The organism is Streptomyces sp. NPDC005775 (genome assembly GCF_042871565.1).
Classification (GTDB): Bacteria; Actinomycetota; Actinomycetes; order Streptomycetales; family Streptomycetaceae; genus Streptomyces.
Window position 1 is genome coordinate 158,983 of sequence record NZ_JBIAIU010000003.1, and the last position, 13,147, is coordinate 172,129.

13 protein-coding genes are annotated in these 13,147 nt (G+C 71.1%); 3 read left to right on the forward strand and 10 right to left on the reverse strand.

Features of this window, described 5'->3' with window-relative positions:
* Window positions 1–64 precede the first annotated feature (64 nt).
* The 5 genes from ACFYPA_RS08125 to ACFYPA_RS08145 form a co-directional block, all read right to left on the reverse strand.
* Window positions 65–1,204 (reverse strand): cell division initiation protein, encoded by a 1,140-nt coding sequence (locus tag ACFYPA_RS08125; RefSeq protein ID WP_359317192.1) that lies wholly within the window; start codon window positions 1,202–1,204, stop codon window positions 65–67.
* A gap of 120 nt (window positions 1,205–1,324) precedes the next feature.
* Window positions 1,325–1,804: a pantetheine-phosphate adenylyltransferase gene (coaD, locus tag ACFYPA_RS08130; protein ID WP_328898434.1), complete on the reverse strand. Its 480-nt coding sequence runs from the start codon at window positions 1,802–1,804 to the stop codon at window positions 1,325–1,327.
* Between the two features lie 26 nt (window positions 1,805–1,830).
* Window positions 1,831–2,415: a 16S rRNA (guanine(966)-N(2))-methyltransferase RsmD gene (gene rsmD / locus ACFYPA_RS08135; protein ID WP_359317195.1), complete on the reverse strand. Its 585-nt coding sequence runs from the start codon at window positions 2,413–2,415 to the stop codon at window positions 1,831–1,833.
* 111 nt (window positions 2,416–2,526) lie between these two features.
* Complete coding sequence (gene recG, locus ACFYPA_RS08140; protein ID WP_359317198.1) at window positions 2,527–4,752, reverse strand: ATP-dependent DNA helicase RecG; 2,226 nt, start codon at window positions 4,750–4,752, stop codon at window positions 2,527–2,529.
* Between the two features lie 74 nt (window positions 4,753–4,826).
* Window positions 4,827–6,461 carry a DAK2 domain-containing protein gene (locus ACFYPA_RS08145; RefSeq protein WP_359317200.1) on the reverse strand — a complete coding sequence of 545 codons (1,635 nt, stop codon included), beginning with the start codon at window positions 6,459–6,461 and terminating at the stop codon, window positions 4,827–4,829.
* 257 nt (window positions 6,462–6,718) lie between these two features.
* Between ACFYPA_RS08145 and rpmB the strand changes: the two genes are divergently transcribed.
* Window positions 6,719–6,904 carry a 50S ribosomal protein L28 gene (gene rpmB / locus ACFYPA_RS08150; RefSeq protein ID WP_003965989.1) on the forward strand — a complete coding sequence of 62 codons (186 nt, stop codon included), beginning with the start codon at window positions 6,719–6,721 and terminating at the stop codon, window positions 6,902–6,904.
* Between the two features lie 101 nt (window positions 6,905–7,005).
* On the opposite strand, the gene thiD is transcribed toward rpmB, so the two are convergent.
* A complete protein-coding gene (gene thiD, locus ACFYPA_RS08155; protein ID WP_359077544.1) occupies window positions 7,006–7,815 on the reverse strand; it encodes a bifunctional hydroxymethylpyrimidine kinase/phosphomethylpyrimidine kinase in 810 nt (269 codons plus the stop codon).
* A gap of 200 nt (window positions 7,816–8,015) precedes the next feature.
* The gene (locus ACFYPA_RS08160) at window positions 8,016–8,984 is read right to left on the reverse strand and encodes a thiamine-phosphate kinase (protein ID WP_359077542.1); all 969 of its coding nucleotides are present in this window, start codon (window positions 8,982–8,984) and stop codon (window positions 8,016–8,018) included.
* A 326-nt stretch (window positions 8,985–9,310) separates the two neighbouring features.
* Here ACFYPA_RS08160 and ACFYPA_RS08165 point away from each other — a divergent pair, with 326 nt between their 5' ends.
* Both ACFYPA_RS08165 and ACFYPA_RS08170 read left to right on the forward strand, forming a co-directional pair.
* On the forward strand, window positions 9,311–9,544 hold the full coding sequence (locus ACFYPA_RS08165) for an Lrp/AsnC ligand binding domain-containing protein (RefSeq protein WP_359077540.1): 234 nt from the start codon (window positions 9,311–9,313) through the stop codon (window positions 9,542–9,544).
* 20 nt (window positions 9,545–9,564) lie between these two features.
* Window positions 9,565–10,053, forward strand: coding sequence for a DUF3515 domain-containing protein (locus ACFYPA_RS08170; RefSeq protein WP_359077538.1), 489 nt, complete (start codon window positions 9,565–9,567; stop codon window positions 10,051–10,053).
* A 48-nt stretch (window positions 10,054–10,101) separates the two neighbouring features.
* Here the strand turns inward: ACFYPA_RS08170 and ACFYPA_RS08175 are convergent, their stop codons facing one another.
* The 3 genes from ACFYPA_RS08175 to ACFYPA_RS08185 all read right to left on the reverse strand — a co-directional run bounded on the left by ACFYPA_RS08175 (window position 10,102) and on the right by ACFYPA_RS08185 (window position 13,095).
* Window positions 10,102–11,259, reverse strand: a complete 1,158-nt coding sequence (locus tag ACFYPA_RS08175) for a D-alanine--D-alanine ligase family protein (protein WP_359317202.1) — start codon at window positions 11,257–11,259, stop codon at window positions 10,102–10,104.
* A gap of 76 nt (window positions 11,260–11,335) precedes the next feature.
* A complete protein-coding gene (locus ACFYPA_RS08180; RefSeq protein ID WP_389130548.1) occupies window positions 11,336–12,346 on the reverse strand; it encodes an NAD(P)H-dependent glycerol-3-phosphate dehydrogenase in 1,011 nt (336 codons plus the stop codon).
* Window positions 12,343–13,095 (reverse strand): lysophospholipid acyltransferase family protein, encoded by a 753-nt coding sequence (locus ACFYPA_RS08185; RefSeq protein ID WP_359077532.1) that lies wholly within the window; start codon window positions 13,093–13,095, stop codon window positions 12,343–12,345. Before ACFYPA_RS08185 ends, ACFYPA_RS08180 begins: the two co-directional genes overlap by 4 nt.
* Between the last annotated feature and the right edge of the window lie 52 nt (window positions 13,096–13,147).

Here is a 13,147-nt window from a genome sequence, read left to right on the forward strand (position 1 = left end):
AGCCAGGATACTGGACACACCGCCCAGCTCCCAATCCGGCCCTGATCCGGGACCGGGAAGCGGCTCAGCGCTCCTGTTCGTACCGGCGGAGCTGCTCCAGGTCGATCATGCTGGTGTCGAACAGGCTGGTCTCGTCCAGCGCGCCCTCACCGTGCTGCTGGAGGGGCTGCTGCGGGGGCTGCGCCGGCTGCTGCCAGGCGTCGTAGCCCTGCGCCGGCATGGGGATCTGGACCTGGTTCGGGTCGTAGCCCTGCTGCTGGTACCCCGCGTACGGGTCGGGCTGCTGCTGGTATCCGGCGTACGGGTCGGGCTGCTGCGGCTGCGCCTGATAGGCGTCCTGCGGCTGCTGCTCCTGGTAGCCGTCCTGCGGCTGCTCCTGGTAGGCGTACGTCTGCGCGTACTGCGGCTCCGGCTGCGCCGGGTACTGCGGCTCGCCGTGCTGCTGGGGAACCTGCAGCGGTTCGGGGGTGGCGATCTCGGCCAGACCGGCCCAGTGGTCCTCGTCGCTGGTGTGGCCCTGGCTGCCCGCGGCGTCCTGGGCGGCCATGTGTGCGCCGAGGTCGTCGGTGGCGACCCGGCCGTGCAGCTTCTGCCGGCCGCGGCCGACGGCCTCCAGGGTCTTGGCGAGCACCGCCTCGAAGGCGCCGAGCTTGGTGTCCACGTACTCGTCGGCCCGGCGCTGGAGCGTGGCCGGGTCGGCGCTGCGCTCGGGGGCCTCGGCGAAGTCGGGGTCCTCGTAGCCCTGGTCGTCGAAGCCCTGACCGCGGCCGAGGAGCTTCTCGCGGCCCCGGTCGACCGAGCCGATCGTCTTGGTGAGGACGACCTCGAAGTTGGCGAGCTTGCTGTCGACGTACTCGTCGGCCTCGGCACGGACCTCTTCGGCCTCCTTGCGGGCCTCGCCGAGGATCCGGTCGGCCTCCGCCTGGGACCGCCGGGCGATCTCCGTACCGGAGATGAGCGAGCCGCGCTCGGCGTGGGCGGACTCGATGATCCGGCCGGCCTCCTGGCGGGCCTGCTCGACGAGCTGCTCGTGGCCGCCGATGACCTGCGCGGCCTGTGCGAGCGAGCCGGGCAGGGCCTCGCGCACCTCTTCGAGCATCGAGAGCAGGTCGGCGCGGTTGACCACGCAGGATGCCGACATGGGCATGGACCGGGCGTTCCCGACCGCTTCGACGATCTCGTCGAGCTTCTTCTGCACGTCCACCGTGTGCTCGCCACTCTCTACTGCCGATTGGAGACGGACGGAACGACTGTACGGCCAGTCGGCGCCCGTCCGACACCTACGGGGCCTCCGGAAAGGCCCTGGTGACGGGCAGTCAGCGCCTCACTGCTGAGCGAGGCGTTCGGTCAGGGCCTCGTGGACCAGCGGCGGCAGCAGGTGCGAGACGTCACCGCCCCAGGTCGCCACCTCCTTGACCAGGGAGGACGACAGGAAGCTGTAGGTCGGGTTGGTCGGCACGAAGAGCGTCTCGACACCCGAGAGCCCGTTGTTCATCTGGGCCATCTGGAGTTCGTAGTCGAAGTCGCTGACGGCCCGCAGGCCCTTCACGATCGCCGGGATGTCGCGCTGCTTGCAGAAGTCGACCAGCAGCCCGTGGAAGGCCTCGACCTGGACGTTCCCGAAGTCCGACGTGACCTGGCGGATCAGCTCGATCCGCTCGTCGACGGTGAACAGGCCCTTCTTGGACTGGTTGATCATCACCGCCACATGGACGACGTCGTACAGCTTCGAGGCACGGCCGATGATGTCGAGATGTCCATTGGTGATGGGGTCGAACGACCCCGGGCAGACGGCGCGGCGCAACTTGATTCCCTCGCTCTCCGGTCCGGTCATCGTGCGTCTTCGCACGTAGCGGCGGCGCGACCGTACCAAAGCGTCCCCTCGCCGTAGCGACGGGCCCGCAATGGCTCGAATCCCGTGGGCCAGCTGAATTCTCCGCCTCTGGTGCTGCGTTCCACCGTGACGATCGCATCGCCTGTGAGCCACCCCTGAGCACGGAGTGTGAGCAGGATCTCGCCAAGATCGTCGTCGGTGACGGCGTACGGAGGGTCGAGGAAGACCACGTCGTACGGGTCCGCGGGTGCCGGTCCTGTCACAATCTGTTCCGCTTTGCCGGCCCGGACCTCGGCGCCGGGCAGGCCCAGGGTGCGGACGTTGTCCCGGACGGTGCGCACGGCCTTCGCGTCGGCCTCGACGAGCAGGGCGTGGACCGCTCCGCGGGAGAGCGCTTCGAGGCCGACGGCTCCCGAGCCCGCGTAGAGGTCGGCGATCCGGATGCCGTCCAGGGTGCCGAGGAGCGCCTGCCAGGTGGAGAACAGGCCTTCGCGTGCGCGGTCGGAGGTGGGGCGGGTGCCGGTGCCGGGCGGGACGGCCAGGCGGCGTCCGCCGGCCACGCCTGCGATCACGCGGGTCATGGGTGTCTGGTCCTCGGCTCGGGGCGGCGCGCAGGGTGCTGCGGGCGCCGTGCCACCCACGATATGGCGTCGGGGCGGGCGGGGCTCCCGCGGATCCCGCACCACCCCGCGTCACCCCTTGTCGAGGTACTCCTCGCGGTCCTTGTCGAGCAGGGCGTCCAGGGCGATGCGCAGCTCGGGCAGGTGCTCCAGGTCGGGGTCGGCGGCCACGATCGTGACGGCCTCCTGACGGGCGGCGGCGATGACCTCCTCGTCGTCGATCACGCTGAGGACCCGGAGCGAGGAGCGGACCCCGGACTGGGCCTGTCCGAGGACGTCGCCCTCGCGTCGCTGTTCGAGGTCGATCCGGGACAGCTCGAAGCCGTCGAGGGTGGCGGCGACGGCGGAGAGCCGGGCGCGGGCGGGGCTCGCCTCGTGGGCCTCGCTGACCAGCAGGCAGAGGCCGGGAGCGGATCCTCGCCCGACCCGGCCGCGCAACTGGTGGAGCTGGGAGACGCCGAACCGGTCGGCGTCCATGATCACCATCGCGGTGGCGTTCGGGACGTTGACGCCGACCTCGATGACGGTGGTGGCGACCAGGACGTCGACCTGCCCCGCGGCGAAGCGGCGCATCACGTCGTCCTTGTCGTCCGGGTGCATCCTGCCGTGCAGCACCTCGACGCGGAGACCGGTCAGGGGCCCCTTGGCGAGCTGCTCGGCGATCTCCAGGACGGCGAGCGGAGGGCGCTTGTCCCCCTCCTCCTTCTCCTTCTCCTCGGCGGCCTTCTTCTTCCCCTTCTTCTTGGCGGCGTCGTCCTCGTCGTCACCGATGCGGGGGCAGACCACGTACGCCTGGTGACCGGTCTCCACCTCTTCACGGACCCGTTCCCAGGCGCGGCTGAGGAAGTGGGGCTTGTCCTTGGCGGGGACCACATGGCTGGCGATCGGCGAGCGGCCGGCCGGAAGCTGGTCCAGGACGGAGGTCTCCAGGTCACCGAAGACGGTCATGGCGACCGTACGGGGAATGGGGGTGGCGGTCATGACGAGGAGGTGGGGAGGCTGCTTTCCCTTGGAGCGCAGGGCGTCGCGCTGTTCGACCCCGAAGCGGTGCTGCTCGTCGACGACGACCAGCCCCAGGTCGTGGAACCGCACCTTGTCCTCGATCAGCGCGTGCGTCCCGATGACGATCCCGGCCTCCCCGGTCACCAGGTCGAGCAGGGCCTGACGGCGGGCGGCCATGCCCATCGAACCGGTGAGCAGGACGACCTTGGTGCCCTGGTCCGCGCCGCCCAGCATGCCGCCCTCGGCCAGCTCCCCCATCATCTCGGTGATGGACCGGTGGTGCTGCTGGGCGAGGACCTCGGTGGGCGCGAGCATGACGGACTGTCCACCGGCGTCGACGGTGCCCAGCATGGCGCGCAGCGCGACCATCGTCTTCCCTGATCCGACCTCTCCCTGGAGCAACCGGTGCATCGGGTGTTCGGTCGCCAGGTCGTCGAAGATCTCCTTGGAGACCTTGACCTGGCCGTCGGTGAGGGTGAAGGGCAGTTTGGCGTCGAAGGCGTCGAGGAGTCCGCCGGGGACCGGCCTGCGGGCGACGGCGGGCAGCTGGGTGTCCGCGTATCTGCGGCGGGCCAGGGCGACCTGGAGGACGAAGGCCTCGTCCCACTTCAGCCGGTCCCTCGCCGCGGCGACGTCGGCCTTGGTCTGCGGGCGGTGGATCTTCACGAGGGCCTCGGGCAGCGGGGCGAAGCCGCGGCCCTCGCGCAGCGCGGGCGGCAGTGGGTCGACCGCCTCCTGGGCGCTGGGCAGCACCGCGTCGACCGCCTTGGCGATCCGCCAGGAGTCGAGCTGCTTGCAGGCCGGGTAGATCGGGAGCAGCTTGCCGGCGAACGCGTCCACGGCCTCGGTCGCCCCGGCCTCGTCGACGGACTCCGCGTCCAGCAGCTGGTACGTGGGGTGGGCCAGCTGCATCTTGCGGTTGAAGACGGAGACCTTGCCGGCGAACATGGCGCGTCGGCCCGGCAGCAGCTCCTTGTGCGGCTTGTGGACGCCGTGGCCGAAGAAGACCAGCTGGAGGCGGCCGTGTCCGTCGGTGAGAGTCACTTCGAGGCGCTTGCCCCGGCCGCCGTTGAACGTCATCACGCGGGCGTCGTCGACCTGGGCGACGACCGTCACGTGTTCGTCGAGCGGGAGGTCGGTCAGCGCCGTGAGCCGGCCGCGCTCCTCGTACCGCCGCGGGTAGTGATGCAGGAGATCACCGACCGTGTGCAGGTCGAGGTGCTCGGCCATCACCTTCGCGGTGGCGCCACCGAGCAGCTTCTTGAGGGGTTCGTCGAACGCAGACACGCGGTCCATTGCACACCACGCCACTGACAGTTGTCCGCCGGGCAGCGCCCGAGCCGCGAAATCCGCGGGCGGTGACGGTGGTGCTACTCCACGCCGATCAGCAGCGGAGCGCACTGGTGGCCGCCTCGGTAGACCACCGTGTCCACCGCCAGGTAGCCCTCGCGGACGTGTGCCTCCAACGCGTCGGCCAGCGTCTCGGAGACGCCCTCGCCGAGGACCAGGGTGACGAGTTCGCCGCCCGCCGCCAGCATCCGGTCCAGCACCTTGCGGGCCGTTTCGGGGACGTCCTCGCCGATGACGGCCACATCGCCGTCGATCAGGCCCAGGATGTCGCCGGTCTGGCAGATGCCCGCCATGGTCCAGGACTGCCTCTCGGCGACGGCCAGTTCGGCGTAGCGGGTGGCGCCGGCCGCCGCGGTCATCGCGACCACGTCCTCGTCGAAGCTGCGGTCCGGCTCGTGGACGGCCAGGGCCGCGATGCCCTGGACCGCGGCCCTCGTGGGGATGAGGGCGACCCTGACGCCCTCGGCCCGGGCCTGTTCGGCGGCGGCGGCGGCGGTGTGGCGCAGGTCCCCGTCGTTGGGCAGGAGCACCACCTCGCGGGCGTGCGCGCGGCGGATGGCGTCCACGAGCTCGCCGCTGGCCGGGGGCTCCCCGGGCCGCGCGAGCACCGTCGTCGCTCCGGCCTCCGCGCACAGGCCGCCCAGGCCGTCACCGGGGACGACCACGACGACGGCGCGCTGGGCGGGTTCGGGGCGGGCGTGCGCCCGGTCCGCGGCGAAGTGGGTGATCCGGATGCGGTACGGCCGCCCGGCGTCGACCCCGGCCTCCACCGCCGCTCCCGCGTCGTCGACGTGCACGTGGACGTTCCACAGCCCGTCGCCGCCGACCACCACGAGGGAGTCGCCCAGCCCGTCGAGCCGGGCCCGCAGCCGCTCCACGGCCTCGTCACCGGCCTCCAGCAGGTAGATGACCTCGAAGGCCGGGCCGCCCTCGGGATCGTCCGCCGCGAGGCAGTCCCCGACCGCGGTGAGAGAGGGAACGGGCGTGGCCGGTGTCTCGTACATCCGTTCCGGCGCGCGGCCCGAGACCGCCTCGACCAGTGCGCCGAGCACCGCCACCAGGCCCCGTCCGCCGGCGTCGACGACTCCGGCCCGGCCGAGGACGGCGAGCTGTCCGGGGGTCGCGTCCAGTGCCGTGCGCGCCCCTTCGTACGCCGCACGCACCACCGCTCCCGCTCCGGCACCGTCCGCCGTCCGTCCCGCCGCCGCGGCGGCTTCGGTGGCCACGGTGAGGACGGTGCCCTCGACGGGGTGGGCGACCGCCTCCCGGGCCGACGCGGCGGCCGTGGTCAGCGCGAGGCGCAGCCGGCGGGCACCGGTGCCCTCGGCCAGGACTCCGGCCATGCCGCGCAGCAGCTGCGCCAGGATCGTGCCGGAGTTCCCCCGTGCCCCGATCAGCGCCCCGTGCGCCATCGCGCGTACCGCGTCGGCGGTGGAGGGGGCCGAGGTGCCGGTCTCGTGGGCGGCGAAGACGGCCTCGACTGCGGCCGCCGCGGATTCCACGGTCAGGTAGAGATTGGTGCCGGTGTCGCCGTCGGCGACGGGATACACGTTGATCGCGTCGATGGCCTCGCGCTCCCGGCCCAGTGCGTCCAGCGCCAGTGAGCACCAGGTACGCACCGCGACGGCGTCCAGGTCGTCGGCGGTCTGCGGCACCTGATGGTCCTCCTCGAAGCGCGTACCGGGACGGCGGGCTGCACCGCAGACTAGCCTCGGCGGGCGGCCGGGACGGGTCCAGGGGCGGGGCGGACGGCTGTGCACCCATGGTAGTTTCGTATCTCCGACGCAGCCGTTGTATGCTGCTTCGGTTGCCCGACGAGAGTCGGGAACATTCCCCCGGTACCGCCACTTCAGTCAATGAATCCGGCGTGCCGGAATTCACTGTAAGTGCATCTGAAGTTTTGGAGTGACCCGTGGCTGCCAACTGCGACGTTTGCGGCAAGGGGCCGAGCTTCGGCAACAGCATTTCGCACTCGCACCGCCGTACGTCCCGTCGCTGGAATCCCAACATCCAGCGCGTGCGTGCCGTGGTCGGGCGGACGCCGAAGCGGCTCAACGTCTGCACCTCGTGCATCAAGGCCGGCAAGGTCGCGCGCTGACGTTCCCGTCGTAGCGCAGCCTTACCGGTTGCCCAAAAAGCCGGTCCACCTCGGTGGACCGGCTTTTTGCTGTGCTCCTGCGGCGCTGCGGGAGCAGCGGGTCAGCGGGCGTTCCGGAGCCGCCACGCGTGGTCGACCGGGCCGATCCCCGACCCCAGCGGGAAGCCCGCCATGATCGCACCGGTGACATAGTTCTTCGCGGACCGTACCGCCGTGGGCACGTCCTGGCCGAGGGCCAGTCCGCAGGCGATCGCGGAGGCGAGGGTGCAGCCCGTGCCGTGGGTGTGGCGGTTGTCGTGACGGGGGGCGCGCAGCCAGTGTTCCTCGGTGCCGTCCGTGAGCAGGTCGACGGGTTCGCCCGGCAGGTGTCCGCCCTTGACGACGACCCAGCGGGGCCCGAATCCGAGCAGCGCGTCCGCGGCCGGCCGCATTCCTGTCTCGTCGGTGACGGTGATGCCGGTGAGCTGCGCCACTTCGTCGAGGTTCGGGGTCGCCACGGTCGCGACGGGCAGCAGCTTCGTACGGACCGAGTCGAGTGCCTCGGCGGCCAGGAGCGGGTCTCCGTGCTTGGAGACGCCGACCGGGTCGACGACGACGGGGGCGTCCGTCCCGGCGAGAAGTTCGGCGACGGTCTCGACGAGCAGCGTCGACGACAGCATGCCGGTCTTGACCGCGCTCACGCCGATGTCGTCCACGACGCTGCGGTACTGGGCGCGTACGGCCTCGGCGGGCAGGTCCCAGGCGCCCTGCACGCCCAGCGAGTTCTGGGCGGTGACGGCGGTCAGCACGCTCATGCCGTGGACGCCGAGCGCCAGCATCGTCTTCAGGTCGGCCTGGATGCCGGCACCGCCGCCGGAGTCGGATCCGGCGACGGTGAGCACGCGGGGCGGTACGGGGGAAGGTATGGCCATACGCGGCAATCTACTGGGTCCTGTCCGGAGCTCCCGGGCGTCGGGGCGCGGACGGGGAGCTCCGGACAGGACCGCAGGGTCCTTCGTCCGGATCGAGCCCAGCATGATCCGAACGAGAGGCGCTAAGGGCTGTCCCGTAATCCCGGGTGGATCAGCGCGCGGCGTCAGATGCGGTGCATCCAGGGATTACGGGACAGCCCTTAGGCGTCCTCGATGTCGCCGAAGTGGTCCCATCCGCTCTTGGCCGTCCAGGGCGCCCCGTCGACCGTCACCTGCGGCAGCGCCGAGGGGTTGAGGACCTCGCCGATCACCTTCCAGCGGGCCGGCAGCTTCACGTCGGGCGGGAACGTCGCGACGATCGCGTGGTCCTCGCCGCCGGTGAGCACCCACTGGAGCGGGTCCACGCCGACGGCCTGCCCGATGTCGGACATCTGGGTCGGGATGTCGATGAGCCCGGAGCGCAGGTCGATGCGGACCTTGCTGGCCTCGGCGATGTGGCCGAGGTCGGCGACGAGTCCGTCGCTGACGTCCGTCATCGCGGTGGCGCCGAGCCCGGCCGCCGCGGGGCCCGCGTGGTACGGCGGTTCGGGGCGGCGGTGGGCCTCCACGAAGGCGCGGGGCGAGCGGAATCCGCGGGAGAGGACGGCGTACCCGGCGGCGGACCAGCCGAGCCAGCCGGTGACGGCGACGACGTCTCCGGGCTGGGCCCCCGCCCTGGTGACGGGTTCGTGGTTGCGCAGATCGCCGAGCGCGGTGATCGCGACGGTGATGGTGTCGCCGCGCACGACATCGCCGCCGACCACGGCCGCCCCCGCGACCTGGCACTCGTCGCGGATGCCGTCCATCAGCTCCCCGGCCCAGGTGACCGGGAGTTCGGCGGGCACGACGAGGCCGAGGAGCAGTGCGGTGGGCACGGCGCCCATGGCGGCGATGTCGGCGAGGTTCTGCGCGGCTGCCTTGCGGCCGACGTCGTACGCGGTCGACCAGTCACGCCGGAAGTGCCGTCCCTCCAGCAGGATGTCCGTGCTGGCCACGACCCTGCGGTCGGGGGCGGTGACGACCGCGGCGTCGTCGCCGGGCCCCAGCCGTACCGCCGGAGTGGTGGTGAGGCGGGACGTCAGTTCTCTGATGAGCCCGAACTCCCCCAACTCGCCCACGGTTCCCTTCACCGAGTCTCACCTCTCATCTATGGGGCCGGACGGGCGTCCGGCCTGCTCCAGCGGCCGGGCGCCCGATCCGGCCGTGAAGCGTGTCCGCCGACGGGGGCGGTCCGTCCTGCTGGTCACGGGCATGCCTGTCCCCCGTCCGCCCCGCCGAGCTTGCGGTCGCGGGCGTTCACTGCTGTCGGTACTGTCAAGAGATACGTCAACTTGTGTGTGCTGTGCGCCACGCTGTGGGCGTCATCCGGCCCGCAGGTCTCCCCGCGGCCCGGGGCAACGCGATAACGTGGCGTCCCTTTCCCCCACATGATCCTCGTGGCCGCCCTGGAGGTTCCGTGGTACAGGCGTACATCCTTATCCAGACCGAGGTGGGCAAGGCGTCGACAGTCGCCGAGACCATCGCCAAGATTTCGGGAGTGATCCAGGCAGAGGACGTCACCGGTCCCTACGACGTGATCGTGCGGGCCCAGTCCGACACGGTCGATGAACTCGGTCGCATGGTGGTCGCCAAGGTCCAGCAGGTGGACGGCATCACCCGAACCCTGACCTGTCCGGTCGTTCACCTGTAGCCCCCGTCTACGCTGGGCCGGTGACGTCTTCCTGCCGCCGGCTTCCCCACCCCGTGCTCCTCGGTCCGTCCGCGGCCCTGGTGCTCCTGGCCGCGGTGGGCTGCACTTCCACGGATCCGTCGGCATCGGTCACGGTGCCCACTCCGTCCTCGGAAGCCGCAGCCTACTGCCGTGCACTGCACAAGGAGCTGCCGAGTTCCGTCGCCGGTCTGGAGCGCAGTGATCCCGCGCCCCGTTCGGATCTGACCGCCGGGTGGGGGGACGGGGCGATCGTACTGCGCTGCGGTGTCGCGCGCCCCGCGAAGATGGACGACTCCCAGGCGAAGGCCGCCGAGGCTAACGGCGTCAACTGGCTGCTGGAGCAACGGGACGACGACGGCCCGCGCTTCACGACCACCCTGCGCAAGGCGTACGTCGAGGTCACGCTCTCGGCGGCGTACGCGCACGACGCGACCCCGCTGGCGGCCTTCGCCCCGGCGGTCAGGAAGACGGTTCCCAGCAGCCTGTAGGGAGTGCGCCCCGAGCGGAGCGCACTCCCCGAGCCGTTCCGGGGGGTCTCAGCGCAGGCCGGTCGGCCGGTCCAGCGCCGCCTGGATGAGCCGGTCGACCAACTGCGGGTAGCTGACACCGCTCTCCTGCCACATGCGCGGGTACATGGAGATCGGGGTGAACCCCGGCAGGGTGTTGATCTCGTTGATGACGAAGCCGCCGTCCTCGGTGAGGAAGAAGTCTGCTCGCACCAGTCCCTCGCAGGAGGCGGCCTCGAAGGCCTCGACCGCGAGCCGCTGGACCTCGGCGGTCTCCTCGTCGGTGAGCGGGGCGGGCACGATCCCGGACGCCGCGTCGATGTACTTGGCCTCGAAGTCGTAGAAATCGTGCGAGGTGACCGGCGGGATCTCGGCGGGCACGCTGGCGCGCGGACCGTCCTCGAACTCCAGCACCCCGCACTCGATCTCGCGGCCGCGCAGCAGCGACTCCACCAGGAACTTCGGGTCGTGGCGGCGGGCCTCCTCGATCGCCTCGTCGAGCCCGGAGGCGTCCTCGACCTTGGTGATGCCGATGGACGAGCCGGCCCGGGCGGGCTTGACGAAGAGTGGCCAGCCGTGTTCGCCGGCGAAGTCCGTGATGCGCTTGCGGGCGCCCTCGGGGTCGTTGTCCCACTCGCGGGGGCGCACGACCGCGTACGGCCCGACGGGGAGCCCGAAGGAGGTGAAGACCCGCTTCATGTACTCCTTGTCCTGGCCGACCGCCGAGGCGAGGACGCCGGCGCCGACATACGGCACGCCGGACAGCTCCAGGAGACCCTGGAGCGTGCCGTCCTCACCGTAGGGGCCGTGCAGGACGGGGAAGACGACGTCGACCTCGCCGAGCGCCTTGGGGACCGATCCGGGCTCGCTGTAGACCACTTCGCGGCTGCCGGGATCGACGGAGAGGACGACGCCGCCCTCGTCGGATTCGGCCAGTTGTGCCACGTCGGGCATCTTCCGGTCCGTGATGCCCATGCGTTCGGGTTCGTCGGCGGTGAGCGCCCAGCGGCCGTCCGTCGTGATGCCGATCGGCAGGACGTCGTACTTCGTCCGGTCGATCGCGTTCAGGACCGCACCGGCCGTGACCACCGAAATGCCGTGTTCGGAACTGCGGCCGCCGAACACGACGGCCACACGCGGCTTGCGGAGCTGCTGCTCCGTGCTCTGGGGGAGGTTCTCGCTGCTCATATCGCGATGAGCGTACCTGCTGGTACGAGTCGCGTCAGCGCGGCCGGGGCCGTCCGGGGCCGAACGGGTCAGCTTCTCAGTGCCGTTCGGCCTTGGCGCTGCGCGACATCAGTTCCTTGAGCGCGACCATCGGCGGCTTGCCCTCGTGGACGATGCCGACGACCGTCTCGGTGATGGGCATCTCGATGCCGTGCCGACGGGCCAGGTCGAGCACGGATTCGCACGACTTGACGCCCTCGGCGGTCTGCTTGGTGACGGCGATGGTCTCCTTGAGCGTCATGCCGCGGCCGAGGTTGGTGCCGAAGGTGTGGTTGCGCGAGAGCGGCGACGAGCAGGTCGCCACCAGGTCGCCGAGGCCCGCGAGCCCCGAGAAGGTCAGCGGGTCGGCGCCCATCGCCTCGCCCAGCCGCATGGTCTCGGCGAGACCGCGGGTGATGAGCGAGCCCTTGGCGTTGTCGCCCAGTCCCATGCCGTCGGCGATGCCCACGGCCAGCCCGATGACGTTCTTGACGGCGCCCCCGAGTTCGCAGCCGACCACGTCCGTGCTGGTGTACGGGCGGAAGTACGGGGTGTGGCAGGCGGCCTGGAGGCGGCGCGCGACGGCTTCGTCCTGGCACGCGACGACCGCTGCCGCCGGTCGGCGTTCCGCGATCTCCTTGGCGAGGTTGGGCCCCGTGACGACGGCGACGCGGTCGGCGGAGACCTTCGTGACGTCCTCGATGACCTCGCTCATCCGCTTAGCGGTGCCGAGTTCGACGCCCTTCATCAGGGAGACCAGGACCGTCTGCGGCTCCAGGTGCGGCACCCAGTCGGCGAGGTTGGCGCGCAGCGTCTGGGAGGGCACGGCGAGCACGGCGAAGTCGGCGCCGCGCAGCGCTTCGGCGGCGTCCGTCGTGGCCCGGACCGAGGCGGGGAGTTCGATGCCCGGCAGGTAGTCGGGGTTGGTACGGGTGGTGTTGACGGCCTCGGCGACCTCGGCCCGGCGCCCCCAGAGGGTGACCTCGCAGCCCGCGTCGGCGAGGACCATGCCGAAGGCCGTACCCCATGAGCCGGTTCCGAAGACGGCTGCCTTTACGGGGTGCGTCACTTGGTTCCCTCTCCTTCGGCCTTGCGCCGTTGCTGTGCCCGGGCCTTGCGGTGGTCGTAGAGCTCGGCGGGCGCCTTCTCGCCGCGCACTTCCTCCAGCTGCGCGGTGACCGCGAGCATGATGACCTCGGTCGCCTCGCGCAGCACATCCGGCGTCGGCTCCCGGTCGTAGAACCGGGTGAGGTCGACCGGCGGGCCGGCCTGGACCTGAAGGGTCTTGCGGGGGAAGAGGCGCACCTTCTTCTCCGTGGCGTAGGGCGGCACCGCCAGGTTGGCGCCCCACTGGGCCACGGGGATGACCGGAGCGCGGGTCATCAACGCCACGCGGGCGGCACCGGTCTTGCCGGCCATCGGCCACATGTCGGGGTCGCGGGTGAGGGTGCCCTCGGGATAGAAGGCGACGCACTCACCGCGCTCGATGGCGTCGACGGCGGCCCGGAAGGCGTCCAGCGCGTTGGTGGTCTCGCGGTACACGGGGATCTGTCCGGTGCCGCGCAGCATCATGCCGACGAAGGGGGCCTTGAAGAGACCCGCCTTGGCGAGGAGCCGCGGCACCCGTCCGGTGTTGTACTGGAAATGCCCGTACGAAAGCGGGTCCAGGTACGAGTTGTGGTTGACCGCGGTGATGAATCCGCCGTCGGCCGGAATGTGATCCATTCCCCGCCAGTCGCGCTTGAACAGAATCACCAGCGGGGGTTTCGCGATGACCGCCGCCAAGCGGTACCAGAAGCCGATTCTGCGGCGGGACACTCGGACACCTTCCTTTAGGACCTGACTGCGGAGCTGACTGCTGGCTGACTAC

Bases quoted from the DNA above. Each gene is read 5' to 3' on its own strand.
- ACFYPA_RS08175 (WP_359317202.1), bottom strand. From the start codon at position 11,259: ATGAGCAGCGAGAACCTCCCCCAGAGCACGGAGCAGCAGCTCCGCAAG.
- rsmD (WP_359317195.1), bottom strand. From the start codon at position 2,415: ATGACCCGCGTGATCGCAGGCGTGGCCGGCGGACGCCGCCTGGCCGTC.
- thiD (WP_359077544.1), bottom strand. From the start codon at position 7,815: ATGGCCATACCTTCCCCCGTACCGCCCCGCGTGCTCACCGTCGCCGGA.
- recG (WP_359317198.1), bottom strand. From the start codon at position 4,752: ATGGACCGCGTGTCTGCGTTCGACGAACCCCTCAAGAAGCTGCTCGGT.